Annotated in this window: 28 protein-coding genes; 15 read left to right on the top strand and 13 right to left on the bottom strand. The window is 73.4% G+C overall.

Translation table 11 applies throughout. The features are described 5' to 3' along the window. Positions 1 to 250: 250 nt before the first annotated feature. Positions 251 to 1,222: a CAF17-like 4Fe-4S cluster assembly/insertion protein YgfZ gene (ygfZ, locus tag HCN52_RS08275; RefSeq protein ID WP_168087723.1), complete on the top strand. Its 972-nt coding sequence runs from the start codon at positions 251 to 253 to the stop codon at positions 1,220 to 1,222. 65 nt (positions 1,223 to 1,287) lie between these two features. Here ygfZ and dtd read toward each other — a convergent pair whose 3' ends face one another. Then, positions 1,288 to 1,713: a D-aminoacyl-tRNA deacylase gene (gene dtd / locus HCN52_RS08270; RefSeq protein WP_168087719.1), complete on the bottom strand. Its 426-nt coding sequence runs from the start codon at positions 1,711 to 1,713 to the stop codon at positions 1,288 to 1,290. A 284-nt stretch (positions 1,714 to 1,997) separates the two neighbouring features. On the opposite strand from dtd, the gene HCN52_RS08265 reads away from it, so the two are divergent. The 3 genes from HCN52_RS08265 (at position 1,998) to HCN52_RS08255 (ending at position 4,961) form a co-directional block, all read left to right on the top strand. Further along, positions 1,998 to 2,522: an RsiG family protein gene (locus HCN52_RS08265; protein WP_312876601.1), complete on the top strand. Its 525-nt coding sequence runs from the start codon at positions 1,998 to 2,000 to the stop codon at positions 2,520 to 2,522. A gap of 182 nt (positions 2,523 to 2,704) precedes the next feature. Beyond that, a complete protein-coding gene (locus HCN52_RS08260) occupies positions 2,705 to 3,655 on the top strand; it encodes an asparaginase (RefSeq protein ID WP_168087717.1) in 951 nt (316 codons plus the stop codon). A gap of 58 nt (positions 3,656 to 3,713) precedes the next feature. Beyond that, complete coding sequence (locus HCN52_RS08255) at positions 3,714 to 4,961, top strand: GNAT family N-acetyltransferase (protein WP_168087716.1); 1,248 nt, start codon at positions 3,714 to 3,716, stop codon at positions 4,959 to 4,961. A gap of 271 nt (positions 4,962 to 5,232) precedes the next feature. Here HCN52_RS08255 and HCN52_RS08250 read toward each other — a convergent pair whose 3' ends face one another. Then, a complete protein-coding gene (locus HCN52_RS08250) occupies positions 5,233 to 5,415 on the bottom strand; it encodes a hypothetical protein (RefSeq protein ID WP_167935547.1) in 183 nt (60 codons plus the stop codon). A gap of 166 nt (positions 5,416 to 5,581) precedes the next feature. On the opposite strand from HCN52_RS08250, the gene HCN52_RS08245 reads away from it, so the two are divergent. From HCN52_RS08245 to HCN52_RS08230, 4 genes are all read left to right on the top strand, one after another. Beyond that, positions 5,582 to 6,472 carry a GntR family transcriptional regulator gene (locus HCN52_RS08245; RefSeq protein ID WP_312876600.1) on the top strand — a complete coding sequence of 297 codons (891 nt, stop codon included), beginning with the start codon at positions 5,582 to 5,584 and terminating at the stop codon, positions 6,470 to 6,472. Beyond that, positions 6,473 to 7,159 carry an HAD family hydrolase gene (locus HCN52_RS08240; protein WP_168087714.1) on the top strand — a complete coding sequence of 229 codons (687 nt, stop codon included), beginning with the start codon at positions 6,473 to 6,475 and terminating at the stop codon, positions 7,157 to 7,159. It abuts the gene before it with no gap. 200 nt (positions 7,160 to 7,359) lie between these two features. Beyond that, positions 7,360 to 8,529 carry an aminoglycoside phosphotransferase family protein gene (locus tag HCN52_RS08235; protein ID WP_168087713.1) on the top strand — a complete coding sequence of 390 codons (1,170 nt, stop codon included), beginning with the start codon at positions 7,360 to 7,362 and terminating at the stop codon, positions 8,527 to 8,529. A 319-nt stretch (positions 8,530 to 8,848) separates the two neighbouring features. Further along, on the top strand, positions 8,849 to 9,268 hold the full coding sequence (locus tag HCN52_RS08230) for an ankyrin repeat domain-containing protein (protein ID WP_168087712.1): 420 nt from the start codon (positions 8,849 to 8,851) through the stop codon (positions 9,266 to 9,268). Between the two features lie 108 nt (positions 9,269 to 9,376). Here HCN52_RS08230 and HCN52_RS08225 read toward each other — a convergent pair whose 3' ends face one another. From HCN52_RS08225 to HCN52_RS08215, 3 genes are all read right to left on the bottom strand, one after another. Then, complete coding sequence (locus tag HCN52_RS08225) at positions 9,377 to 9,580, bottom strand: cold-shock protein (protein WP_167974927.1); 204 nt, start codon at positions 9,578 to 9,580, stop codon at positions 9,377 to 9,379. A gap of 411 nt (positions 9,581 to 9,991) precedes the next feature. Beyond that, positions 9,992 to 10,645, bottom strand: coding sequence for a M15 family metallopeptidase (locus HCN52_RS08220; protein WP_168087711.1), 654 nt, complete (start codon positions 10,643 to 10,645; stop codon positions 9,992 to 9,994). A 49-nt stretch (positions 10,646 to 10,694) separates the two neighbouring features. Further along, on the bottom strand, positions 10,695 to 11,453 hold the full coding sequence (locus HCN52_RS08215; RefSeq protein ID WP_168087722.1) for a DedA family protein: 759 nt from the start codon (positions 11,451 to 11,453) through the stop codon (positions 10,695 to 10,697). 527 nt (positions 11,454 to 11,980) lie between these two features. On the opposite strand from HCN52_RS08215, the gene HCN52_RS08210 reads away from it, so the two are divergent. After that, a complete protein-coding gene (locus HCN52_RS08210; protein WP_168087710.1) occupies positions 11,981 to 12,292 on the top strand; it encodes a DIP1984 family protein in 312 nt (103 codons plus the stop codon). Between the two features lie 306 nt (positions 12,293 to 12,598). Here the strand turns inward: HCN52_RS08210 and HCN52_RS08205 are convergent, their stop codons facing one another. After that, a complete protein-coding gene (locus tag HCN52_RS08205) occupies positions 12,599 to 13,012 on the bottom strand; it encodes a hypothetical protein (RefSeq protein ID WP_168087709.1) in 414 nt (137 codons plus the stop codon). Positions 13,013 to 13,237: 225 nt separating this feature from the next. Between HCN52_RS08205 and HCN52_RS08200 the strand changes: the two genes are divergently transcribed. The 5 genes from HCN52_RS08200 to HCN52_RS08180 all read left to right on the top strand — a co-directional run bounded on the left by HCN52_RS08200 (position 13,238) and on the right by HCN52_RS08180 (position 16,732). Beyond that, positions 13,238 to 13,813 (top strand): helix-turn-helix domain-containing protein, encoded by a 576-nt coding sequence (locus tag HCN52_RS08200; protein ID WP_168087708.1) that lies wholly within the window; start codon positions 13,238 to 13,240, stop codon positions 13,811 to 13,813. A gap of 11 nt (positions 13,814 to 13,824) precedes the next feature. Continuing rightward, entirely contained in the window at positions 13,825 to 14,292 is a 468-nt protein-coding gene (locus HCN52_RS08195) for a hypothetical protein (protein WP_168087707.1), read from the top strand. 206 nt (positions 14,293 to 14,498) lie between these two features. Further along, the gene (locus HCN52_RS08190; protein WP_168087706.1) at positions 14,499 to 14,849 is read left to right on the top strand and encodes a DUF2516 family protein; all 351 of its coding nucleotides are present in this window, start codon (positions 14,499 to 14,501) and stop codon (positions 14,847 to 14,849) included. Between the two features lie 256 nt (positions 14,850 to 15,105). Beyond that, entirely contained in the window at positions 15,106 to 15,726 is a 621-nt protein-coding gene (locus HCN52_RS08185; protein WP_168087705.1) for a DUF47 domain-containing protein, read from the top strand. Positions 15,727 to 15,730: 4 nt separating this feature from the next. Beyond that, positions 15,731 to 16,732 carry an inorganic phosphate transporter gene (locus tag HCN52_RS08180; RefSeq protein WP_168087704.1) on the top strand — a complete coding sequence of 334 codons (1,002 nt, stop codon included), beginning with the start codon at positions 15,731 to 15,733 and terminating at the stop codon, positions 16,730 to 16,732. A 215-nt stretch (positions 16,733 to 16,947) separates the two neighbouring features. Here HCN52_RS08180 and pstB read toward each other — a convergent pair whose 3' ends face one another. The 4 genes from pstB to pstS all read right to left on the bottom strand — a co-directional run bounded on the left by pstB (position 16,948) and on the right by pstS (position 21,112). Beyond that, entirely contained in the window at positions 16,948 to 17,724 is a 777-nt protein-coding gene (pstB, locus tag HCN52_RS08175) for a phosphate ABC transporter ATP-binding protein PstB (RefSeq protein WP_168087703.1), read from the bottom strand. A 29-nt stretch (positions 17,725 to 17,753) separates the two neighbouring features. Continuing rightward, the gene (pstA, locus tag HCN52_RS08170) at positions 17,754 to 18,791 is read right to left on the bottom strand and encodes a phosphate ABC transporter permease PstA (protein ID WP_168087721.1); all 1,038 of its coding nucleotides are present in this window, start codon (positions 18,789 to 18,791) and stop codon (positions 17,754 to 17,756) included. Between the two features lie 101 nt (positions 18,792 to 18,892). After that, positions 18,893 to 19,873, bottom strand: coding sequence for a phosphate ABC transporter permease subunit PstC (pstC, locus tag HCN52_RS08165; protein ID WP_168087702.1), 981 nt, complete (start codon positions 19,871 to 19,873; stop codon positions 18,893 to 18,895). Between the two features lie 114 nt (positions 19,874 to 19,987). After that, the gene (gene pstS / locus HCN52_RS08160; protein WP_376767104.1) at positions 19,988 to 21,112 is read right to left on the bottom strand and encodes a phosphate ABC transporter substrate-binding protein PstS; all 1,125 of its coding nucleotides are present in this window, start codon (positions 21,110 to 21,112) and stop codon (positions 19,988 to 19,990) included. A gap of 350 nt (positions 21,113 to 21,462) precedes the next feature. On the opposite strand from pstS, the gene HCN52_RS08155 reads away from it, so the two are divergent. Continuing rightward, entirely contained in the window at positions 21,463 to 21,933 is a 471-nt protein-coding gene (locus HCN52_RS08155) for a metal-sensitive transcriptional regulator (RefSeq protein WP_168087700.1), read from the top strand. Between the two features lie 68 nt (positions 21,934 to 22,001). Here HCN52_RS08155 and HCN52_RS08150 read toward each other — a convergent pair whose 3' ends face one another. From HCN52_RS08150 to HCN52_RS08140, 3 genes are all read right to left on the bottom strand, one after another. After that, on the bottom strand, positions 22,002 to 22,922 hold the full coding sequence (locus HCN52_RS08150; protein ID WP_168087699.1) for a hypothetical protein: 921 nt from the start codon (positions 22,920 to 22,922) through the stop codon (positions 22,002 to 22,004). A 439-nt stretch (positions 22,923 to 23,361) separates the two neighbouring features. Further along, on the bottom strand, positions 23,362 to 24,042 hold the full coding sequence (locus HCN52_RS08145) for a phosphatase PAP2 family protein (RefSeq protein ID WP_168087698.1): 681 nt from the start codon (positions 24,040 to 24,042) through the stop codon (positions 23,362 to 23,364). Between the two features lie 246 nt (positions 24,043 to 24,288). Next, positions 24,289 to 25,239 carry a C40 family peptidase gene (locus HCN52_RS08140; protein WP_168087720.1) on the bottom strand — a complete coding sequence of 317 codons (951 nt, stop codon included), beginning with the start codon at positions 25,237 to 25,239 and terminating at the stop codon, positions 24,289 to 24,291. Positions 25,240 to 25,671: the final 432 nt, after the last annotated feature.

Below are 25,671 nucleotides of genomic sequence, written 5' to 3'. Positions count from 1 at the left end.
GCCGCCGGGGCGGGCGACGGAGGCGCTGATCCTCTCCGCCAAGGGACACATCGAGCACGCGGTGTACCTGGTGGACGACGGCACGACGACCTGGATGCTGCCGCGGCGGGAAACGGCGCTGACCGGAGCGTACGCCGGGGCGGGCCCGCGCGGCAGACCCGCGACCGGACCGCCGCGCCGCGGGGCCCGGCGGCGGGGCCCGGCGCACCGGCCCGTCGGGTACGCGCGGCGCGGGCATAACCTGGGACCCATGGCCTACACCAGTCCGCTCCTGTCCCTGCCCGGCGCCGTGGCGGCCGACGCGCCCGACGCCGGTGTCGCCGCGCACTACGGCGACCTGTTCCGCGAGCAGCGCGCCCTCGCCCGAGGCGAGGGGCTCGTCGACCTCTCTCACCGCGACGTGGTGACGGTGACCGGCTCCGACCGGCTGAGCTGGCTCCACCTGCTGCTGACGCAGCACGTGTCGGAGCTGCCGCCGGGGCGGGCGACGGAGGCGCTGATCCTCTCCGCCAAGGGACACATCGAGCACGCGGTGTACCTGGTGGACGACGGCACGACGACCTGGATGCACACCGAGCCCGGGCGCGCGGCGGAGTTCATCGCGTACCTGGAGTCGATGGTGTTCTTCTACCGGGTGGAGATCACCGACCGCACGGCGGAGTTCGCGGTGGTCCACCTGCCGGCGGGGTCGATCACCGACTCCCCCGCGGGCACGGTGGTCCGGGAGACCCCGCACGGCCGTGAGCTGTTCCTGCCGCGGGAGTCGCTACCGGAGTTCGCCGCCGCCCACGGGCCCGCCATCGGGGTGCTGGCCCACGAGGCGCTGCGGGTGGAGGGCCACCGGCCGCGGCTGGGGCGGGAGACCGACCACCGGACCATCCCGCACGAGGTGGGGTGGATCGGCGAGGCGGTGCACCTGCAGAAGGGGTGCTACCGGGGGCAGGAGACGGTGGCGCGCGTCCACAACCTGGGGAAGCCGCCCCGCCGGCTGGTCTTCCTGCACCTCGACGGCAGTGAGGTCGTCGTCCCGGAGCACGGCGCGCCGGTGCGGCTCGCCTCGGACGGTCCCGAGGGGCGGCAGCTCGGCTTCGTCACCACCTCGGCGCGCCACCACGAGTTGGGGCCGATCGCGCTGGCGCTGGTCAAGCGGAACGTCCCGGTGGACGCGCAGTTGACCGCGGGCGGCACGGCCGCGGCGCAGGAAGCGGTCGTCGAGCCCTGAGCCGTCCGCTCGGCCGCCCGGGCGTTGTGAGCGCCGTGAGCGCGGGGCGGCAGGAGCGGGTGCGGTCAGACGTCGAGCAGGACGGTGAACGGGCCGTCGTTGGTCAGGCTCACCCGCATCGCGGCGCCGAACCGGCCGGTGGCGACGGTGGCGCCGAGGGCGCGCAGCTGCGCGCAGACCTCGTCGACGAGGGGTTCGGCGACCTCGCCCGGCGCGGCCGCCTGCCAGGTGGGGCGGCGCCCCTTGCGGGCGTCGCCGAGCAGCGTGAACTGGGAGACGACCAGCAGCGGTGCGCCCGCCTCGGAGCAGGAGCGTTCGTCGCTGAGGACGCGGAGCCCCCAGAGCTTGCGGGCGAGTTTCGCCGCCTGTTCGGGGGTGTCGTCGTGACCCACCCCGACCAGGACGCAGAGCCCCTCGCCGTCGATCTCGCCCACCGTCTCGCCGTCGACGACGACCTTCGCCCCGTCGACGCGCTGCACCACCGCTCGCATGGGGCCCATGATGCCGCACGCCCCGACCGCGCCCCGCCGCGCCCGCGCCCCGGGCTCTCGCCGCGCGTGCCCGGGCGGGGTGGGGGCCGGTCGGCACATCGGATGCCGCCGTACGGGTGGAGGCGTCCCCATTCCTGGGGTACACAGTGACACGATGCGTGCCACGGGGTACGTACCGCGCCACACCATCCTAGATGGGGATAAGGGGACACAACCTGATGATCACACCAAGTCCCGGGTTTTCGTCGGCCGACGCTCCGGCAGGCCCCTGCCCGGAGACGGCCGTGCCGGGCACCGGCGGACCGCCGACCGGCGCGCTCACCGCCGCCACCGTCGCCGAGTTGCGCGGCCACTCGCTGGCCGGGCTGCGCGCACTGCGCCGCGACGCCCAGCAGGAGGAGTCCGACCTCAGCTACGTGCGGCGGCTGCTCCAGGGGCGGATCGACATCCTGGACGCGGAACGCCGCCGCCGCTGCGAGCCGGAAGGGCCCCTCGTCGAGCAGCTGACCCGCATCCTGGCCGACGCCCCGGCGGGGCACCGCTCCTCCGCCCGGCACGTCACCATCGCCACGCCCGCCGGGTCGCAGTACCGGCTCCTGGTCGAGGGCATGCTGGCCGAGGTGGGCCTCTCGGACCCGACCTCGCTCAGCGACGCCCAACTCATCAGCGCCCTGGCCCGGTTGGCCCGCTACGAGGCGGAGGTCTCGGGGCGGCGGCAGGCGCTCCAGCGGACCGCGGACGCCTGCGGCGCGGAGGTCACCCGGCGGTACCGGGAGGGCGAGGCGCAGGTGGAGGACCTGCTGGCCTGAGACCGCGGCCGTGGCCGACCGTGGCCGCCGGGCCCTCCGGCCGGGTACTGTCCGAGCGGCCGTTCGAACACGGTCGGCGCGCCACCGCGCGCCGGCGCGACCCCACGGCCGTCCCGCCGCGTGGCGGAAACCCGCCGCCGGCGGCACCCGCACGCACCCGACCACCCGCAGGGAAGGCCGCCATGACGTCCCAGACAACCCCCGTCCTCGCCGAGGTCGTCCGCTCCGGCTTCGTGGAGGGCCGGCACCACGGCTCGGTGGTGGTCCTCGCCGCCGACGGTTCGATCGACTTCTCCCTCGGCGAGGTCGCGGCGCCCTGCTACCCGAGGTCCAGCAACAAGCCGATGCAGGCAGCGGCGGCACTGCGGTCCGGGCTGGATCTCTCCGGGGAGCGGCTGGCGCTGGCCTCGGCGAGCCACGCCGGCGAACCGTTCCACCAGGAGCTGGTGGCCACGATGCTCGCCGAGCACGGCCTGACCGAGGACGACCTGCTCTGCCCGCCGGACCTGCCGGTGGACCGCCCGGCGATGGAGGAGCAGCTCGCCGCGGGCCGCGGCCGCACCCGCATCGCGATGAACTGCTCCGGCAAGCACACCGCGATGCTCGCCGCCTGCGTCCGCAACGACTGGTCGCTGACCGACTACCTGGACCCCGCCCACCCCCTCCAGGAGCTGATCCGCGACGAGGTCGTGCGCGCGACGGGCGAGCCGGTGGCCCACACCGGAACGGACGGCTGCGGCGCGCCGCTGCTGGCGTTCTCCCTGACCGGGCTGGCCCGAGCGTTCCGCTCCTACGTCCTGGCGGAGGAGGGCAGCGTGGAGCGGCGCATCGCCGATGCCATGCGGGCCCACCCCGAGTACGTGGCCGGCACCCGACTGACCGACACCTGGCTGATGCGCGGCGTCCCGGGCGCGCTGGCGAAGGCCGGCGCGGAGGGCGTGCAGGCGGTGGCGCTGGCCGACGGCCGGGCGCTGGCATTCAAGATCGAGGACGGCGCCGGGCGCGCCCGGGGGCCGGTGCTGGCGGCGCTGCTGCGGCGGCTGGGGGTGGACGGGGCGGAGGTGGCCCGGATCGGGGAGGCGCCGCTGCTCGGCGGTGGCTCCCCGGTGGGCGAGGTCCGCGCCGCGCTGTGACGCCCGCGCGCCCGTGAAATGCGTGGCGGGCGCGCCGGGAGGTCCCTAGGGTCGCGGCATGGACCTGCAGCTTCGCTCATCGACCGACGGCAGCTTCGACACCGAGGAATGGCTGCACGCCGTCACGCGCGGCTTCCTCCGCGCGCCGCGGATGCCCGAGAAGGAGGTCGCCGAATGGCTGGCGCGGTCGGACCGGGGTCGGCTGCGGGGCGCGTTCGCCGGTGACCGGTGCGTGGCGACGTACCGGAGCTTCGACCAGCGGCTGACCGTCCCCGGCGGCACCGACGTTCCGGCACACGCCGTGACCGGCGTGACGGTGTCGCCCGGGCACCGCCGCCGCGGGCTGCTGACCCGGATGATGACGGCCGACCTCGCCGAGGCGAAGGAGGGCGGCGAGATGCTCTCCACCCTCATCGCCGCCGAGCACGGCATCTACGGCCGGTTCGGCTACGGCCCCGCGACCGTCTCCGCCGCCTACACCGTCGAGGGCTCCGAGGCGGGGTTGCCGGCGACCTGGACGCTGCCGGAGGCGGAGGGCGTGGTCGACTTCCACGTGGACGGCTCCGTGGTGCGCTCGGCGGGCCCGGAACTGTTCGAGCGGTTCCGCCTGCTCCACCCCGGCGCGGTGAGCCGCCCGGCCCGGTGGTGGGGGGTGGCCACCGGCGAGATCGCCCGCGGCCCGGAGTGGCGGGAGCCGTGGCACGTCCTGTTCCGCGACGCCGAGGGCACGGTCCAGGGGATGGCGGCGTTCACCACGGACCGGCACTGGGACCGGGGAGTGCCCGACGGCACGGCCACCGTCGACTGGCTGGTGGCGACCACCCCCACCGCCGAGCGCGCCCTGTGGAGCGCGGTGCTGTCGATGGACTGGGTGCGCCGCGTCCGGGCCGACCGGCTGCCGCCCGACGCGCTCCTGCCGGACCTGCTGCCCAATCCGCGCGCCGCCCGGGTGACCGAGGCCAACGACTTCCTGTGGATCAGGCCGCTCGACGTCCCGGCGATGCTCCGCTCGCGCGGCTACGCGGTGGAGGGTGAGCTGGTGCTGGAGGTCACCGACCCCCTCGGTCTCGCCGGGGGCCGCTTCCTGCTGACGGCGGGACCGGACGGCGCGGACTGCGTGCCCACCGGGCGGGGAGCCGACCTCACGCTGGACACCACGGCGCTGGGAACGCTGTACCTCGGCGACCGGCCCGCGAGCCGACTGCTGGCACTGGGCCGGCTCGCGGAGGAGACCCCGGGCGCGGTGCACCGGGCGGACCTGCTGCTCGCCGAACCGCGCCGGGCGTGGACACCGGACGTCTTCTGAGCGACGGCGTCTGCGCGGGACGCGTGGCAGGGGGCCGCCACCGTGTCGGTGGCGCCCCCCTGCGTGTCCGCGCCGCGCCGTGCTGTGCCGTGCCTGGTGTTCGCTGTCCGTGCCGGCGTCCGTTCCCGGTGTCCGTCCCCCCGCGCCGTACGCGGCTGCGACGGCGGCGGCGGCAGTTGTCGCCGCCGTCGTCGTCGCGGCCCCGGGCCGTGAGGGGCACCGCCCGACGCCGTCCGCGCCCCGTGCGGGGCCCGGGCGGTGCCCGAGGCGGTCAGCCCCAGATCACCAGGGCGAACAGCAGCACCGACCCGACGATGACGCAGGCACCGCTCTTGGTGGTGATGCCGGTGCGCAGCAGTAACATCCCGACGATTCCGGGCAGTCCGAGCTGGACCTCGACCACGCGCTCGACAGCCACCGCCAGGGCGGCGACCAGAAGCGATGTGACGATCATGGGGACCACTCCTCGCTGTGTCAGTGGAGGAGCCAACCCTGGCTAACTTTCCCTGAGTTGGCGAAGTTGTTGACCAACCATGCCTTTCTCATGCCCCAACCCTGCCGGGGAAGAACGTCTTCGTACGAACTCCCCACAACTGTCCGAAAGTTGTATGGTGAGCGCTGTGACCGAGGAGAGCCGTCCGGCAGCCGAGGAACCGGGCCGCCAGGCGGCCCAGCAGTCCCCCGACCACATCGCCGAGGCACTGCGTGCCCGGATCCGGTCGGGCGAGTTCGCTCCGGCCTCCCGACTACCGACCCAGCGGGAGTTGGCGGAGCAGTTCGGCGCCTCCCGCGCCGCGATACGGCACGCCCTGGCCCAACTGGAGCGCGAGGGCTACCTGGAGTCCCGCGGCCGAGGGGCTCCGGCGCAGGTCACAGCCCCCGCGCCCGACGCCCCGCGCTCCGCCGACGTCGAGCTCGCGGACCGCATCGCGCTCGCCTTCCAGGCCGAGCACGTCTCCATCGACGCGTTCTCCCTGACGACCGAGACCCTGAACTCCGCACTGGCCGCGCCACTGATCGCGGTCTCCGCCGGCGAGCTGCGCCCCCGCTCGATCAGCGTGCGCGTCCTGCTGCCCAGCCCCGGCATCCACCCGGCCTTCCCGCGCCTGGTCTCCGACCCCGCCGACCCGCGGCCGATCACTCGCCTCCAGCGCATCACCCGTACCTTTTCGGCCTCTTTGCGCCACCAACTCGGATCATTGGCCGAACGGGGACTGGTGCAGGAGGTCAAGGTCGAGATCCGCACCGTCGAGGTGACCCCGCTGCAGAAGCTCTACCTGTTGAACGATCTGGAGGCGCTGACCGGCTACTACCAGGTCGTGACCCGCACGGTGGAGTTCGAGAACGAGGAGCTGGAGATCTACGACGTGCTCGGGCTGAGCTCGAAGATCTTCCGCGCCTCCCGCGACAAGGACAGCCGCGACGAGCAGGACGCGGCCTTCGTCGCGGAGTCACGCCTGTGGTTCGAGTCCCTCTGGTCAACGATAGCGGAGCCCGTCACACTCGGTTAGATGAGGAAACTCTTCGCTCATACCGAGTGTGTGACCTTCGACTTCGACGGGCCGCTCTGCTCGTTGTTCGCGGTCCGCACGGCCTCATCGGTGGCCGAACGCCTCCGGGCGTTCGCCGACGCGCACCAGCTGCCCGTCCCCGCGACGGACGACCCCCACGCGGTACTGCGTGCCGCCGCCGCTTCCCGACCCGGCTCGACCGCCTCCCGACTCCTGGAGGCGGAACTGACCCGCGAGGAGGTCCACGCGGCGGCGACCGCGCGGCCCACCGCCGGCGCCGCCGCGCTCGTCCACGCCCTGGGTGGCCGAGGACGCCGCCTCGCCGTGGCGAGCAACAACTCCGCCCACGCCGTCAGCGCCTACCTCGGCGTCAGCGGCCTCGCCGGAGCCTTCCACGACCACGTCCACGGCCGCGCCGGGGACGTGGCCCTGCTCAAACCCCACCCCGACGTGCTGCGCCGCGCACTGTGCTCCACGGGCGCAGCCCCGGAACGCGCCCTGATGATCGGGGACACCCCCACCGACCTCGCCGCCGCCCGCGCCGCGGGGGTCGCCTTCCTGGGGTTCGCCCCGGACCGCCAGCGCGCCGAACAACTGCACGCCGCAGGAGCCGAGTATGTCGTCACCCAGCTGGGGAACGTACTGGGCACGGTGAACTCTCTGCCGTCCTATGACTCCTTCGGGTGAACGTACCCGACCGGGCACCGTCCGGCTGACGGCCCCACACCGGCGTCCCGCCGGTCCGCCGCCGCCGCGCGCCCCCTCGTCACGGGTCTCCCCACGCCCCGGACGGTGTCCCAGGCTCCACAATCACTGTGGGACCGCCTCGAGCCGGTCCACCGGGCCGTCATCCGCCCGCGCACCTCCCCGTCCCGGAGTGTGTCCCCATGCGCAAGCCGCTTCCCGAACTCGGCGCACCCACGTTCATCAGCAGTGCGCTCCCCTACCCCTCATCGGCCCCGCCGTTTGCCCCGGCGCACGGCGGGCCCCCGACGTCACCTCGACTGCCGGAGCCGGTCACCCTCGACGGCCACCACCGCAGTTGGCAGGTTCACCATGCCCCGCCCGGCGGAGACACCCCGCCCGGAGCCCGGCTGAAGACCGGCGAACCACGGCACCACGTGCCCCGGTTCGACCCCCGCTGCATCCTCGACGAGGACGGACTGCTGCGGCAGCTCGAACGCCGCGGCGTCCCCCGGGTCCCCCGGGCCCACCGGACAGCCAACGGGCTGCAGACGCACGACTACATCGAGGGCACCGCCCTCTCCGCACCACACCCGCCCGGTAGCTGGCTGACGGCGAACCAAGTCGGCCACGTGACGGAGCTCTTCGGCCATATCGCCGGCCTCGGGCCCGCCGATCTCGCCACCCTGCACAACTGCCCGCCCGCCACCAGGCCCACCGACAGCGCCTCGTTCCTGCAGTCACTGCTGCGGTTCACCCGCGTGCGGGTGCACCGCCGGTACGCGCCGCTGCTGCCGGGGCTGTTCGCCGCGCTCGGGGTCCGGCCCGACGCCGTCGCCCCCGACGGCCCGCTGGGCCGCTCCGCGCGCCACCTCACCGGCCGGCCGTTCTGCCTGCTCCACGGCGACCTCCACCGCGACAACCTGATCGTCTCCGCGTCCGACGGGGCCCTGTGGACGATCGACTGGGAGCTGGCCCTGGTCGGGGACCCGCTCTACGACCTCGCCACCCACCTGCACCTCATGCGGTACCCCCGCGCCCAGGAGGCCGCGGTGGTCCACCGGTGGGCCACCGCGGTGGAGAGCGTGCTGCCCGGGGCCGCTGCGGGGCTGGAGGCCGACCTGCCCCGCTACCTGCGGTACAAGCGGGTCCAGTCGGTGCTCACCGACACCGTCCGCAACGCGGACGCCGTCCGCAGCGCACCACCCGACCGTCTGGCGGCCCAACTCGCCACCAGCGCGGCGCAGATGCACGACGTCCTCCTGAGGGCAGCAGGACCGTTGGGACTGCTGCGTGTCCCGACAGCTACGCGCGTTGAACACGCCTACGCGGCGCTCAGGGGCCTCACTCCCGCGCACAGCGGGAAGGGCTGACCCGCCGCCGGCGCCCCCGTCGCGGGGGCGCCGGCACCCGTCGGTGCCGGTCCGCACCCCCGGCCACGTGCGATTCCCGTACGGGCAGGGCATGGCGGACCCGGGTGGGCCGCGCCGCAGTACGTAGGCTTTGCCCCGTGCGCCTCGTCGGTGTCCCGGGCCTGCACCGCCCGGCCCGCACCGCCCGGCCCGCACCGCACGCGCCGGCCCGCCGGACCGCACCCGAGGAGACCGCCCGCCCGACCGTCGGCCCCGCGCCGCGCACGTCCCGACCGCACGGCCTGCCGAGGCCCGGCGCCCCGTCCGAGGAGGAGCCCCGATGACCGGCCCGCTACCCGAGAGCCACGAGCCCGCCCACGACCCCGAGGTGCTCCAACTCGCCGCCAAGATCTTCCAGCTCGCGCGGAACGGCGACACCGACACGGTCGCCGCCTACGTGGACTCCGGCGTCCCGCCGAACCTCAGCAACGACAAGGGCGACACCCTGGTGATGCTCGCCGCGTACCACGGCCACGCCGCGACCGTCCGCGCGCTGCTGGACCGCGGCGCCGACCCGCGGCGCCCGAACGACCGCGGCCAGACACCGCTGGCGGGCGCCGTCTTCAAGGGCGAGGACGAGGTGGTGCGGCTGCTGCTGGCCGGCGGCGCGGACCCCCGCGCGGGCCAACCCTCCGCCGTCGACACCGCCCGGATGTTCGGCAAGGACGACCTGCTGCGCCTGTTCGGCGCCGAGGAATGACGTCGGGGGCGGCCCCGCACCGGGACCGCCCCCGCACACGACCGGGGCCGGTCCCCGCACCGAAGTGCGGGGACCGGCCCCGGTACGCAGGTACCTCGACCGGGCTGATCAGGCCGGGACGATGTTCTCCGCCTGCGGGCCCTTCTGGCCCTGCGTGACGTCGAAGGTGACCTTCTGGCCCTCGTGGAGCTCGCGGAAGCCCTGAGTGGCGATGTTGGAGTAGTGGGCGAAGACGTCGGCGCCGCCGCCGTCCTGCTGGATGAAGCCGTAGCCCTTTTCCGCGTTGAACCACTTCACGGTACCGGTGGCCATGTCGTTCTCCTTCTTGTTCGGGGCAATGCAAGATCCGCACCTCGCGGATCCCGGTCGCTGCAATGTCCCCACCCGGGCAGAGCCCGGGGAAAAACAAATGCGCCTGCGGCATTAACCGTCAGGCGCACACAAAAGTTTATGGGTACCACAACCGCAACGCCGTCCACGTTAGCACGGCAGTCCCCGTTCCGGAGGGAGAACGTGTGTGACGCGCCGCTCGTACCGCCCGGTGTTCTCTGCGAGCGGACACGCCCCGGGGCGGCGCGCCCCGCAGGCGGCGGGCGCCGCCCCGAACGGCGCAGCGCCCGCACCACGGCCGGGCGCCGCTCCCCCGGCGCGCCGCGGCGGGAAACTCAGCCGAACGGCCGCCGCCGGCAGCGTGCACGGCCGCGTGCACCGGCCCGGCCGTGGTCAGCGCTCGTGCGGGCCGTACACCGCGTGCGGCGCGCCGGTCTGCAGCGCCCAGTAGCGGTCCCCGTAGGACCAGTGCCACCACTGGGCCGGGTAGTTGACCAGGCCGGCAGCGCGCAGCACGTCCCCCATCAGCCGCCGGTTCTCCCGCGCCCGCGGGGTGATCGACAGGGCGTCCGTGCAGCAGGCGCCGTCGCTCTCCCCGGGCGTCGCGCCCACCGCGGTGCCCATGTCGAGCTCGCGGCCGTCGACGTCGAAGAGGGTGAGGTCGGCGGCGGCACCGGCGGGGTGCCCGGCCACCGCGGGAGGTGCCGCACAGTGGCTGACCGCCGCGTCGAGCTCCTCCTCCGACCGCTGCCCTCCCTCGGCGCGCAGCCGCTCCCGGTGGCCCTCGACGGCGCGCCGCTGGCGGTCGGGCGACCGGTAACCCTCGACGAGCACCAGGCGGAGCCCGTCCGGCAGCCGCGAGGCGGCGTCGAGCAGCCGCTCCAGCACCCCGGTGCGGAGATGCGCGACAGCGGGGTGGTCGGCTGACCCGCGGGCGTCCACCAGCAGCGCCGGGCCGTCGACACGGGCGTCCACGAGCGGTTCACCGTTCTCGTGCAGCTCGATCGCGGCGACCCGGGGATCGGACATCAGGATGATCTCGCTCATCGGCTGATCATCACAGACGGCGCCGCGGCGGGCGAGGACCGCGCCGTCGTCAGCGGCGGGCGTGCGCGCCGCGGCGCCGGGCTCGCCCCCGCGGTTCGTCCTCCCCCTCGCCGTGGTTCCGCTGCCGGCGCCGCAGCCGGGTCACGAGGAACCAGAGCACGGCGACGGCGACCGCGCCGAGCACCAGCTTCTCCAGCACCCCGGTGTACCCCTCCACCCGGTGCCAGTTGTCCCCGAGGCTGTAGCCGAGCAGTACCAGGGCGGTGTTCCATACCGCGCTGCCGGCCGTGGTGAGCAGCACGAAGGTGGGCATCGGCATGCGTTCGACGCCGGCGGGCACCGAGATGAGGCTGCGGAAGACGGGGATCATCCGGCCGAAGAAGACCGCCTTGGTGCCGTGGCGTGCGAACCACTGCTCGGTGCGGTCGAAGTCGGCGACCTTGACCAGCGGCATCCGGGCGACGACGGCGCGGAGCCGGTCCCGGCCGATGGCGGCGCCGATCCAGTAGAGCGCCACCGCGCCCACCAGCGACCCGAGCGTCGTCCAGATCAGCGCCTCCGCCAGCGTCATCCCGCCCTGGCCGGCGGTGAAGCCGGCCAGCGGCAGGAAGAGCTCGCTCGGCAGGGGTGGGAAGAGGTTCTCCGCCGCCACGGCGATACCGGCACCGGGGCCGCCGATGGCCTCCATGAGGTCCACGAAGAAGCCGGCGACGCCGCCGACCTCGGTGGGCTCGGCCGCCCGCGCCGTCAGGGGCGCGACGGACGACGCCACGGCGGCGGTGAGCGGGTCGGTGGTCGGCAGGGACATCGGCTGCTCCAGCTCCGTCAGGAGGTCACGGCGGCGCACCGGCGCCGTCCGGTACGGCCGCGCCACCGGTCCGCGATCGGTGCGGCACCCGTGCGGTGAGGCTCGTCGGGCACAGCAGACCACGGACGGCGGGCGGCGTCCGACCGATGCGGAGTTTCGCCGATATCCGCACCTTTATTCGACAGCATGCACACATTCACCGCCGCTCGGCCGCCGCCGGACGGGGCGGGGACGACCCGCCGCCAAGGCCCCAGGTCACCCGCGCGGCCGCCACCCCACCGTCTCGGCACGGCGGCCCCGCCGCGGCCGACCACGGCGTACCGACGCCGAGGCGAGCCGGTGCGGCTCGCTCCACGGAACGCCCCCGTGCGCCCCCGCGGACGGGAACCCACGGCCCGGCCGCAACGTACCGCCTCACCTCGGACGGCCACCGATATGGAGTCGGGACGCCGGCGTGACCCTGCTACGTTCGACGGGACGTCACCCGAGGGGCGGGGGACGGTCCGGGAAAGAGAGGGGGGACGGCCATGAGACGTGCCGAGGCGCTGGCCGAACGGTCGGAGGCGTCGCGCCGTGTGCAGCAGCTGCGCGCGCGGATCATCAGCAACGCGCGGCACCAGGAGGGCGAGACCCCGTCCGAGGACGCGGCCGCCCTGCTGGCCGAGGCCGACCAGGAGCTCGACTCGCTGGAGGCGCTGATCCGGCGGATCAACCTCACCAACTCCGCGACCGAGGTCGCCGGCGGCGGCACCCTGACCGACGCGCTCGCCCGCCGCGACATCCGCGACGTCGACACGCTGATCCAGCGCACCAACTGGGAGGTCGAACTCCTGGCATGAGACACCGTGCTGCCGCCGTGGCGGGAGCAGGTAGCCGCAGGGAAGCGCGCACCGACCGAGGGTCGGCAACCTTCCGGCCCACTCCTGGCGCGTGGGGAGCAACGCGGGAGTTCGACTCTCCCATGACGACGCAGCTCCGCACCGCGCACAGGTCACCGAGCACGGTGTACGGCTCATCACCGGGTGCGGGTCCCTCGCGGCGAGGGCGGGCACGGGGCATCCCGTCGCCCGGCAGGTCAGCACGGGCGGAGCGCCCGGTCGGCACCACCGACCGGGCGCCTCGCGCTTCCGGCGCCCGTCCGCCTGCTACGGGCGCGCGTCGAAGCGGTGCTTGAGGCCGCCGTCCGGCTTGAAGACGTCCAAGAGGTACCCCTCACTCAGATCCACACCCTCCTCGCGCGCCAGGTATTCGGTGACGGAGGTCTTCAGGCGCTCGAACGTCTCGGGGCCGTTGCTGACGGTGTGGTGGGACCACACCGTCAGCAACGGCGCACCGGCAGGGCCGTCGGTGCGCTGTATGCCGTGCACGTCCTCGTTTCCCGTCGCCTCGCGGTAGCGGTCTGCGAGGCGCACGGCCGAGTCGGGAGGACCCGCGGTGGTGGTCGGCCGGGCAGACTCGGCGGGATCGCCCTCGGGCGTGCCGCCACCCAGGGCGCACCCGCCCAGCAGGAGCACGGCTGCGGCAGACGGTACGACGGCGCGGCGGAACGGGCTTCTCATCTCGTCATGATCCCCGGCCGACACGGCGCCGACGCACCGCACGGGAGCACGGACCCGGCTTCCGGCCACATCGTTCGTGCGGTGGCACGTGCCCCGGACGCACCGCCGGGGGCCAGGCGGGAAAGCGGGAAGCTGCCGAGGCTCGTAGGCCGTCACGGAACGGGCGCAGGCACACCTGCAAGCAATGCGCTTGCAATAGCTAGCAGGGTGCGGCACGCTGGGGGCATGGTTCCGTTCGACGTTCACGGGCTCGGGGAGTTCCTGCGCGACCAGCGCCGGCAGGCGCGGCTGTCGCTGCGGCAGCTCGCCGACGCCGCCGGGGTGTCGAACCCCTACCTGAGCCAGATCGAACGCGGGCTGCGCAAGCCCAGCGCCGAGATCCTCCAGCAGATCGCCAAAGGGCTGGAGATCTCCGCCGAGACGCTCTACGTACGGGCGGGCATCCTCGACGAAGAGGTGCGCGAGGACCAGGGGACCGAAGGCCCCGGCGTGATCGAGGCGGTGCACGCCGACCCGGTCCTCACCGAGGCGCAGAAGCAGGCCCTCGTCGAGATCTACCACTCGTTCCGTCGTGCCGCCGCCCCGGCGGGGCGGGCGACCGGCGGAGCGGGCCCCGCACCGGACGCCACCGCGCCGCGGCCGGAGCCGTCACCCGACGGCCCCACCGCGGCGACCGCGGCGACCGCGCACGACGACACCACCCGGCAGGACCCCAACGAGCAACCCGGCTCGGGGCACGACGGCACGGACGACGACAGTCCCGGCCGCGCCCGGAGCACGGACGACCGGACCGAGAAATGAGAGGGAGCGACATGCCCAACAGCGAGGACTTCCGCAAGACCATCGGCAGCTCCAGCGCCGTCCACTTCGCCGCGGGCACCGTGGACCTGGCGGCGGAGAAGCTGCGCGGCCTCCCGGCGGCCTTCGACAAGATCAAGGCCGAGGCCCCCGGCAAGGTGGAGTCGTTCCGCGAGAACGACCTGCCCAAGCTGCGCGAGCGCGGCCGGACCCTGGCCGAGCAGGGAGCGGAGACCGCCCGCGAGTACGCCTCCAAGGCCCGCGAGACCTACGCGGAGCTGGCCGAGCGCGGTCGCGGCCCCGTCGAGGACTGGGCGCGCGGCACGGAGAAGGAGCACGACGCGACCGAGGACGGCGAGCGAGAGGTCGTCGTCGAGCGGGTCGAGCAGGTGACCATCACCGAGGTGCCGGACGACGCGTCCTCGCTCACCGGTGACGGCCCCGACGCCGGCTCCTCCGACAAGGGCCCCCAGGGCTCCTGACGTCCCGCCCCGGCCCGCCCCCGCGGGCCGGGGCACCGCAGAGCCGGTGGTCGGCAGCGTGTGAGCCGGTCGCGACCCGGGCAGACGATCACCACCGTGCGACCACCCGGCGCGCCGACGGCCCCGAGCACCGATGAGTGCTGTCCGACGACGCGGCCGGTAGCGTGGGGACCGACAGCCGACCGACCGACAGGGTGGTGGAGACGATGCTCCTCTCAGGGTTCAACTGGCTGCTCAGCCTGTTCTTTCTCGCACTGCTGGTGATGAACATCTTCGCCTTCGTGCACGCGGCGCTGCAGCGCGAGGACGCGTTCCGCGCCGTGGACAAGCAGACCAAGCCCTTCTGGCTGATCATCCTCGGCATCTCCATCGCGGTGCAGCTGTTCGCCCCCATGCTGCTGCTGATCCTGATCGGCGTGATCGCCTCGATCGTCTACATCGTGGACGTGCGGCCCGCTGTGGCGGGCGTCAGTCGCGGCGGCCGCGGTGGTCGTGGCGGCCCCGGCGGCTGGAGCAGCAGCGACGGCCCGTACGGGCCGTACAACGGCGGCCGCTGAGCCCCTGTCGGCCACCGTCGGCGATCCGCCGGCGGTGACGTCGGGCTCTCGGGGGCCCGCCCGTTGTGCGCGTCACGCCGCCCCCGGGGGCGCACCGCGCCCGGCGCGCGGACGCTCCCCGGCCACCCCGGCCGGGCATGCCGCGGTGCGGAGACCGAAGCGAGACCGACCGGACACCCCAGGGGGTTAGCCGTGGCCGGAATGTGCCTTTAGCATCATCGGGTACAACTTCCGATGAACCGCAGAGGACAGCCCAGTGCGCTTTCGCCTGACGCCGCGGGAGACGAACTTCTACGATCTCTTCGCCACCGCGGCGGACAACATCCTCTCCGGCTCCAAACTCCTCCAGGAACTCCTGGGCGCCGACGGCGAGAGCCGCGCGGAGCTGGCCGACCGCATGCGCGCCGCCGAGCACGCGGGCGACGACACCACGCACGCCATCTTCCACGAGCTGAACTCGACGTTCGTGACGCCGTTCGACCGCGAGGACATCTACCGGCTGGCGTCCTGCCTGGACGACATCATGGACTTCATGGAGGAGGCGGTCGACCTCGTCGTCCTCTACCGGGTCGAGGAACTCCCCCCGGGCGTGGAGCAGCAGATCGAGGTCATCTGCCGGGCGGCGGAGCTGACCGCCGAGGCCATGCCGCAGCTGCGGACCATGGAGAACCTCACCGAGTACTGGATCGAGGTCAACCGGCTGGAGAACCAGGCCGACCGGGTGCACCGGAAGCTGCTGGCCCACCTCTTCGACGGCTCGTACGACGCGATAGAGGTCATGAAGCTCAAGCAGATCGTGGACGTGCTGGAGGAGGCCGCCGACGCCTTCGAGCGGGTGGCCAACACCGTGGAGTCGATCGCGGTCAAGGAGTCCTGACACCTTGGACACGCTCGCCCTGGTGGTCGTGGTCAGTGCCGCGCTGTTCTACACCGGCGTCAACGGCTTCCGCGACTCGGCGGACGCGATCGCGACCTCCGTGTCGGCACGGGCGCTGACCCCCAGGGTCGCGGTGACGCTGGCGGCGCTGATGAACCTGGCCGGGGCGTTCCTCGGCACCACCATCGCCCGGGTGGTCAGCGAGGACCTGGTGACGCCGCCCGAGGGCGGGCGGGGGCTGCTCATGCTGTTCGCCGCGGTCTGCGGCGCGCTGCTGTGGAGCGCCGCCGCCTGGTACCTGCGGTTGCCGTCCTCGTCCTCGCAGGCGCTGTTCGGCGGGCTGGTCGGCGCGGTCCTCGCGGGGGCGGGCGCCGTGCACTGGGCCGGGGTGCTGCTGAAGGTGGTGCTGCCGCTGGTGCTGGCGCCGCTGGTCGCCCTGGTCGTGGGCCGGCTGCTGATGACCGGGTTGCTGTGGGCGTTCCGGCGGGCCCAGCCGCACCGGGCGCAGCGCGGCTTCCGGGCGGCGCAGACGGTCTCGACGGCCGGGATGGCGCTGGGTCACGGGTTGCAGGACGCGCAGAAGACGATGGGCGTGGTGGTGCTGGCGCTGGTCGTCGCCGACCGGGCGGAGCCGGGCTCCGGGGTGCCGCTGTGGGTGCAGGCGGCGTGTGCGCTGATGCTGGCCGCCGGCACCTACGCCGGGGGATGGCGAGTGGTACGGGGGCTGGGCCGGCGGGTGTTCGCGGTCGACGCGCCGCGCGGCTTCGCGGCGGAGTCGTCCGCGGCGGCGGTCATGTTCACCTCCGCCTTCGTGCTCCAGGCGCCGGTGGCGACGACCCACGTGGTGACGGGCTCGATCGTCGGGGCGGGCACGACGCGGCGCCGCACGGTGGCGCGGTGGGCCGTGGCGCGGACCATCGTCGTCGGCTGGTCGCTGACGCTGCCGGCGGTCGCGGCCCTGGCGGCGGCGCTGTTCTTCGTGGGCTCGGTGCTGCTCCCGGTCTGACCGCCGGACCCCGCCCTCGGCCGGGCGGCCCGCCCCTGCGCGCGGCCGGCTCCGTCAGCGGCCGGCGACCCCGCCGCCGGAACACCGCAGCCGGAACACCGCAGCCGGAACACCACCGCGCCCGCCACCGAGGGCCCCGGGGGGGGCGCCGCTCGGTGACGGGCGCGAAAGGTGCTGCGGGCGGGTGTCGTCGTGGTGCGCGCGCCCCGTCCGGCTCAGCCGAAGCGGCCGGAGATGTAGTCCTCGGTCGCCTGCACGGAGGGGTTGGAGAAGATCTTGTCGGTGGTGTCGATCTCGATCAGCTTCCCCGGCTGGCCGACCGCGGCCAGGTTGAAGAAGGCGGTGCGCTCGGAGACGCGGGCCGCCTGCTGCATGTTGTGGGTGACGATCACGATGGTGAACCGGGACTTCAGCTGGCTGATCAGGTCCTCGATGGCGAGGGTGGAGATCGGGTCCAGCGCCGAGCAGGGCTCGTCCATCAGCAGCACGTCCGGTTCGACGGCGGTGGCGCGGGCGATGCACAGCCGCTGCTGCTGACCGCCGGAGAGCCCGGAGCCGGGCTTGTGCAGCCGGTCCTTGACCTCGTTCCAGAGGTTGGCGCCGCGCAGGTTCTTCTCGACGACCTCGTCCAGCTCGGAGCGGCTGAACTTGCCGTTCAGCTTCAGCCCGGCGACGACGTTGTCGTAGATGGACATGGTGGGGAACGGGTTGGGCCGCTGGAAGACCATGCCGATGTTGCGGCGGACCTGCACCGGGTCCACCCCGGGACCGTAGAGGTCCTCGTTGTCCAGCATCACCTGGCCCTCGACACGCCCGCCGGGGGTCACCTCGTGCATCCGGTTCAGGGTGCGGAGGAAGGTGGACTTGCCGCAGCCGGAGGGGCCGATGAAGGCGGTGACCGACTGGGGCTGGACGTGCATCGAGATGCCCTCGATGGCGCGGTGGGTGCCGTAGAAGGCGGTCAGTCCGGTGACGTCGATGCGCTTGGCCATGGGTTCGTCGCTCGCTTTCTTCCGATGGCCTAGCGGCCGGTCTTCGGGGCCTTCCAGCGGGCGATGCCGCGGGCGACCAGGTTGAGGATCATGATGAAGGCGATCAGCACCAGCGCCGCGGCCCAGGCGCGGTCGTAGGCGGCCTCGGTACCGAACGCCCACTGCTCGTAGACGAAGAGCGGCAGCGAGGACTGGGCGCCCTCGAACGGGTTGGCGTTGATCATGTTGCTGCCGAAGACCAGCAGGATGATCGGGGCGGTCTCACCCGCGATGCGGGCCAGGGCCAGCATGACGCCGGTGGTGATACCGCCGATCGCGGTCGGCAGCACGACCTTGAGGATGGTGCGCCACTTCGGCACGCCGAGCGCCAGCGACGCCTCCCGCAGTTCGCCGGGGACGAGCTTCAGCATCTCCTCGGTGGAGCGGACCACGATGGGCATCATCAGGATGGAGAGGGCCAGGGCGCCGGCGAACCCGGAGTAGCCGAAGCCCATCATCATGATCCACATGCTGAGGACGAAGAGGCCGGCGACGATCGACGGAATGCCGGTCATGACGTCCACGAAGAACGTGATCGCCTTGGCGAGCCGGCCGCGGCCGTACTCCACCAGGTAGACGGCGGTGAGCAGCCCGATCGGGATGGCGATGACCGAGGCCAGCAGCACCTGCTGCACCGTGCCCAGGAGGGCGTGGTAGATGCCGCCACCCTCCTGCCAGGAGAGCACACCGTTCATGGAGTGGGTCAGGAAGTACCAGCTGACGCCGGGGATGCCGCGGGCGATGGTCTCCCACAGCAGCGAGGCCAACGGCAGGATCGCCACCACGAAGCTGGTCCACACCAGGCTGGCGGCGAACCGGTCGACCGCCTGGCGCCGGCCCTCGACCGCCGTGGTGACGGCGAAGGTGGCGGCGAGGTAGACGACGGCAGCTATCAGGCCCCACTGGATGCGGGAGTCCAGGCTTCCGAGGACCCCGACCAGGATGCCGACGCCCAGCGACCCGGCCACCAGCGCGGCCGGCGCCCAGCGGGGCAGCCGCGGCTGCTGGAGGGTGGTGTCGCGCAGCACCGCGGTGGCGCCGGTCCGCCCGTCGGGGTCCTGCGGCGCGGCGGCGCCGGAGCCGGCGGGCCGGCCGTCGACACGCTGCACGGTGTCCTTCACGGTGTCGCTCACGAGGTGAACTCCTTGCGACGGGCGATGATCAGACGGGCGGCGCCGTTGACCAGCAGGGTGAGCAGGAAGAGCACCAGGCCGGAGGCGATCAGGGCGTCGCGGCCCATCGAGCCGGCTTCCTTGAACTGGCTGGCGATGTTCTGGGCGAAGGTGCCGCCGCCCGACTCCAGCAGGCTGATGTTGATCAGGAAGGCCGGGGAGAGCACGGTGGCGACCGCCATCGTCTCGCCCAGCGCACGGCCGAGGCCGAGCATCGAGGCGCTGATGACGCCGGAGCGGCCGAAGGGCAGCACCGTCATCCGGATGACCTCCCAGCGAGTGGCGCCCAGCGCGAGGGCGGCCTCCTCGTGGGCCTTCGGGGTCTGCTTGAAGATCTCGCGGGTGACGCTGGTGATGATCGGCAGGATCATGATCGCCAGCAGGATGCCCACGGTCATCAGCGAGCGCGCCGGGGTGTTGTCGTAGGCGAAGATCCCGGTCCAGCCGAAGAACTGGTCGAGCCAGGCGTAGAGCCCGGTCATCTGCGGCACGAGAAACAGCGCGCCCCACAGGCCGTAGATGATGCTGGGCACCGCGGCCAGCAGGTCCACCACGTACCCGAGCGTGCCGGCGACACGGCGCGGCGCGTAGTGGGAGATGAACAGCGCGATGCCCACCGCGACCGGGACGGCCAGCACCATGGCGATCACGGAGCTGACCACGGTGCCGAAGAGCAGCACCGCGATCCCGAAGTACGGCGGGTTGGCGTTGGCGTCCCACTCGAAGGTGGTGAGGAAGTTGCCCTCGTTGGCCGAGATGGCCACGGCCGCCCTGATCGACAGGAAGACCGCGATGGCGGCCATGATCACGAGCAGCGTGATCCCGGCGCCCTTCGACAGGCCGCTGAAGATCCGGTCGCCCGGACGCACGGCGGACGACCGCCGCGGCGCGGGCTCCAGGCCGCCGGGCGGCGAGGAGTCGGTCTGTATCGCAGGCATCTCGCAGGTCTTTCCGTCTCGGTGGCTCGGGGTCGGGATCGGTTCCGGGTGATCAGGTGGCGCGGGCCGTCGGGGAGTCCGCCGGCGCCGGCCCGGGAGCCCGGGGCGGCCGGGTCAGGACATCTCCTGGATCCGGTCGCGCACCTGGGTGATCACTTCCTCGGGGATGGCGGCGTAGTGGATGTCGGTGACGACCTCCTGGCCCTCCTCGCCGGCCGTCCAGGAGAGGAACGCCTTGGTGAGGTCGAGGGTCGCGGGGTTGTTGCCCCGGTCGCAGACGATCTCGTAGGCGATGAGCACGATCGGGTAGGCGCCGTCCTCACTGGTGGTGTAGTCCAGCTCCATCGCCAGGTCGCCGTCCTCGCCGACGACGCGGCCGGCCGCGATGCCCGCGGAGGCGTTCTCGACGGTCGCGGCGACCGGCTCGGTGGCCCCGGTGTCCAGGACGACGGAGTCGATGCCGTTCTGGTAGGCGTAGGACAGCTCGAAGTAGCTGATCGCGCCGGGGTTCTGCTGGACCATGCCGACCAGGCCGGAGGAGCCGTCGGCCGACTGGCCGCCCTTGCCGCGCCACACCTTGTCCGGCGTGTACGGCCAGGCGTCGGGGGCCGCGGCGTGCAGGTACGAGGTGAAGTTGTCGGTGGTGCCGGAGCCGTCCGAGCGCGAGAACGGCGTGATCGCCAGGTCCGGCAGCTCGGTGTCGGGGTTCAGCTCCTGGATCCGCGGGTCGTCCCAGCGGGTGATGCGCGAGTCGAAGATCCCGGCGAGCGCGTCGGCGTCCAGCACCAGGTCGTCGACGCCGGGGACGTTGTAGCCGACGGAGACGGGCCCGGCCACCATGGGCAGGTGGATGGCGCGACCGCCGTCGCGGCACACCCGCTCCGACTCCTCGATCTCCGCGTCGGTGAGCAGCGAGTCCGAGCCGCCGAAGGCGGTGGTGCCCTGGAGGAACTCCTGGATACCCGCGCCCGAGCCGGTCGCCTTGTAGTTCACCTGACTGTTCTCGCAGTTGGTCTGGTACATGTTCACCCAGACCTCCATCGCGTTCGCCTGCGCGGTGGACCCGGAGGCGAGGGCGGTGCCCTCGGGGCCGCACTCCACGGTGTCGGAGGTGAAGTCCACGGCACCGGGGAGACCGGAGTTGTCGTCGGTCCCGCAGCTGGTCAGGAGGAGGACCCCGGCGGCGGTGGCCGCACCCAGGCCGAGTGCACGTCGGCGCGGAGCGCTGGGCAGCTTCACGGTCGTTCGGTTCCTTCCCATCGGCGTCCGGGCACAGGGCGGACTCGGCCGCACCTCTCGAACGTAGGGAGGGGAAGTGAATCGGCCGACCGAGGCAGATGAACGGAAGGTGAACCGGGTGCGGCGCCCTGGTGAGCGCTCCCCGTCCGATCGCCCCCGGCAGTGACGGGAGCACGGTCCGTGAGTGTCCGGCGCGGGCCCGGCGGGTGAACAGTCATCTCGCGAGCAACGTTAAGGCCGTCCCGCCGCTCCCGCCGCCCAGGGACATGCAGCCGGGCGGGGCACCGGAAGGCGATTCGATAGGCTGATACCCAGATGGGGTATGGCTGGAAATGCCGTGGAGGAACGTGATGACCATCGCCCGAGAGACGCCCGCGGACGACCCGGGGCCGACCGCCCCGGAGGCCTCCCCGGTGGCCGGCGACGACGGACACCACCCGCTTCCCGCTGAGGCCGCGTCCCACGCGGCGGGCGACGGCACGGAGAGCGACGAGTCCGGCTGCGGCGGGGAGCACGCCGATGGCAGCGCTCCCCACTCCGGCCACGGCTACAGCAAGAACAAGGACGCGCACCTCAAGCGGCTGCGCCGCATCGAGGGACAGGTCCGCGGGCTGCAGCGGATGGTCGAGCAGGACGTCTACTGCATAGACATACTCACCCAGGTCTCCGCCTCCACCAAGGCCCTGCAGTCGTTCGCGCTGCAACTGCTGGAGGAGCACCTGCGGCACTGCGTCGCCCAGGCGGCCCGGGAGGGCGGGCCGGAGGCGGACGCGAAGGTCGCCGAGGCGACCGCCGCCATCGCCCGGCTGCTGCGCACCTGAGTGGGTGCGTGAGGGCCGGGCCCGGCTCCCGCCCCGACACCCGGTCACCCGCTCACCCGGTCACCCGGTCACCCGCTCCGGGCGGGGCCCGCCGGGTCGGCGACCACCGCGCCCGTCCAGATGTCGCGCTCCTCCGGCAGCCGCACCGCCACCACCGCCCCGAAGTCGTGGAGCTCCGTCACGGAGACCACCTCGACCGGCCCGGTGCCACCGTCGGCGTCGAAGCTGAACTCGTGGCGCACCCGCCGGGGCGTGCCGCGCTCGTCGAGGTAGACCTCGAAGGGCACCGCCCCGACGGTGAAGGCGCCGACCGCGACCGCCAGCTGCCGGCGGCGCGACTCGTCCCCGGCCGCGCGGGAGGCGGCAGCGATGTCGGTGACACCGCTGTAGAGCCGGGTGGTCTCGCCCTCCAGCTCCACCTCGCCGTGGTACTCGGCGCGCTGGACGCCCCGCAGCAGCTCGGCCGCGGTCACGGGGTCGGTGGCGCCGCCGGTCACGAGATTGCCGTCGGGCAGCGAGTCGATCTCCACCCGCACCCACTTGTCGGCGGGCACCCCCGCGCCGCGGTTGCGCATGTACAGCAGACCCGGCACGAAGACCTCGGTGACGGGCTCCGCCCGGGCCGCACCCGGGGTCTCCGGCAGCGTGACCCGCAGCTCCCCCACGCCCGCCGCGTGGTCGAAGACCCCCTCGCCGCGGATGGTGATCCGGGTGCCGCCGGAGGCGAGCTGGAGCGAGGTGGCGACCCGGGAGCCCGGCCCGGCGGCGAGGGCGTCCGGGACGGCCCGGATCACGCTCAGCGCGTCGCCGGGCGGTGCGCCGCCGGGCGCCGCGTCCGGCACCGCCGCGGGATCCGCCCCCGCGCAGCCCGTGAGTCCCACCGCCCCGACCACCCCGACCAGCAGCAGAGCCGCCGCCCGCCGCAGCCGTCGCCCGGCGGGCGACGGTGCCGGACGGACCCGCGGTACCCCGTACCGCTCCGCACTCATGGTCCGCCGACCCCCAACAGCCCGCTCGCGATTCATCGACCGCTTAACGAAGCCGCCGGTCGGGCCGTCACGGGCCCGAACCTCCCGCGACGGCCGGGTGCTGGGTACCGTGGGACACGTGTACGGCTACCGAGACGACGAGCGCACCACCGGCGCTCTACCGGATCACCGGATAGATCTCATCGAGCGCGGCCCGTTCCTGGCGCCCCGGTGCAGCTGCGGGTGGTCCGGGCCGGCGCGCAGATCCCGACCGCTCGCCAGGGACGAGGCGGCCTCGCACGTCCTCCACGGCGCGGGCCACCGCCCCTGACCTCCGCAGAATTTCACCCGTTCGGGTTAAGACCGGGCACTGGTGTCCGGAAACACCGAACCGGGGCGGCCGGCCTCTCGGCCACCACCCCGGTCCGTCGCATCCGTCCTCGCCGATCCGGCGTCCGACCTAGGCGGCCAGCCCCTTCTCCACCGGGCGGCGCCGCGGCGGCCCGGCCGAGTCCTCGCCGCGGTCGGCGACCGACTGCGGACCGGGCGCGATCCAGCTCAGCCCTCTCGTCTCGCCGCACCAGCGCAGCAGCGGCGTGAGCGCCCAGACCGCGAGCGGCATCAGCAGCAGCGTCACCGCGGTCGCCAGCGCGATACCGCCGACCACGTCACTGGGGTAGTGCACCCCGAGGGCGAGCCGCAGCACCCCCTGGAAGAGGGCGATCGCCACGGCGACCAGGCCCAGCTTCCGATGCACCAGCAGCAGCCCGACCGCGATCGCCATCGCGGCGGAGGAGTGGTCCGAGACGAAGGACCAGCCGCCCTTGCCCTCCAGCATGGGGACGATGTCGTCATGGTCGAGGAACGGTCTCGGCCGGGCCACCAGGGCGCTGATCGGCTGGTTGAAGCCGTAGGCGACGGCCGCCGCGAGCGGGGCCCAGGCCACCATCGCGACCGCCTGGGGCGCGTCGGGGCGCCGACGGACCATCAGCCAGAGCAGCGGCACCATCAGCACCAGGGCGGCCGCCAGGCCGTACTCGCCGAGGAACGTGACGACGCTCGCCGCCCAACCGTCCAGACCGTTGCCCCAGTCGTTGAAGATCCGGAGCAGTCTCACGTCGGGGTCGGTCAGCTCGGCCACCCGCGCTCACCCTTTCAGCGTCGTGCGCGCCCGAGGGCGCCGATCGTCGTACGTGCCCCGCTCCCCCGGAAGCGGAACGACCCGTACCTGCCCAGCTAACGCCCCCCGCCGGTGCCCGCGTTCCAGGCGCGACGGTGGTGGTGCTCAGGCGTTACCGAAGAGAGACGCGGAACCCGGTGGTACGGGACGGGACCACCGAGGTGAACGGCACCCACCATCCGGCCACTACTCAACGTCACTGTACCGTCACCTTGCGACAGGGCGGGTCGCCCCGAAGTAGTCAGCGGTGTCGATGGGGTCGAAACGGATCACCGCCCCGGTGTACGGCGCGTCGATCATATAGCCGCCGCCGACGTAGATGCCGACGTGGTAGATCGAGCGCGAATCGTTCAGGTCATGCGCGAAGAACACCAGGTCTCCCGGGAGGAGTTCGTCCCTGGCGGGGTGGGGCCCCGCGTGCCACTGGTCGTTGGCCACCCGCGGCAGCTCGATCCCGACCTCCTCGTAGGCCGCCTTGGTCAGTCCGGAGCAGTCGAAGCGTCCGTCGTCCTCCGGCCCGCCGTCACCGCCCCACAGGTAGGGGGTGCCGAGCTGCTCCTGCGCGAAGTGGACGGCGGCGGCCGCGGCGTGCGACGGCGGCAACCGCACCGGTTCCGCCTCCGCGGCGGGCGCGGTGAAACCCGCCTCGGCCGACCGGATGACCTCCACGTAGTGCTGGGTCTCGTTGAACGGCGGCACGCCGCCGTACTGGATCACGGCATACGGTCCGGCGTTGTAGCCGGCCAGCATGTTGTCCACCGGGTCACCGGGGACGCCGCGCAGCTGCGCCGCCAGCGAGCAGCTGTAGTTGGCGGAGGACGGGATGGCGTCCTCCGGGTCCCACACGTCGGCGACCCCGTCGCCGTTGGCGTCGATGCCGTGCGTCGCCCAGGTGCCGGGGATGAACTGCGCGATGCCCTGCGCGTCGGCGTGACTGCGCGCGGTCGCGTTCCACCCGCTCTCCTGCTGTATCTGCGCGGCGAGCAGCGCCGGGGAGAGCTCCGGGCAGAGGTTGCCCCAGGTCTGGACCAGATCCACGTACTCGTCGGGAACGGAGTTCTGTTCGAGCCTGCCGTTGCCCCCGCCACCGCCACCGCCGAGCAACCCGGCGGCGCTGCTGTAGACGCCCACCAGTAGCAGCGCCACGAAGAACGCCATCCCGCCGAGGCTGAACCCCAGCGTCAACAGCAGCTTCTTCACGCGCACGTCCCTCCCGCGCCCCGACCGCCGGACCCGACGCGGGCCCGCCCGGTGCCCGACGCTGTGTCACTTGCCGTGCCGCGCCGGTCTGCTGATCCGGCGACGGCCGTCGCACCCGGCGGGCGCCACCGCACACACGTCCCGTGCGCGCTCCGGCACCCGCCGTCGTCCAGCTTGCCGGAATCACGGCGCCGCCGCCAGGGACCACCGACCGCCGCCCCTGCCGCGGCCCGGATCGACCGGGCGTCGCGCGGCGAAAGCCGAACGGTCGGCGCGGCCACATCACGACAATTCCCTCGATACCGGCCGCCGTGCGCGCCCGGTCGTGCCGCGACGCCCCGGGCACGCGCCCCGGCACGCCGACCGCGCTACCGCCGCGGGCCCCCGCGC

The sequence above is a fragment of the Streptomyces bohaiensis genome (assembly GCF_012033785.1).
In the GTDB taxonomy this organism is placed as follows: domain Bacteria; phylum Actinomycetota; class Actinomycetes; order Streptomycetales; family Streptomycetaceae; genus Streptomyces; species Streptomyces bohaiensis.
Note: the sequence above shows the minus strand (reverse complement) of the source record. Positions and strands in the feature narration are given on the sequence as shown.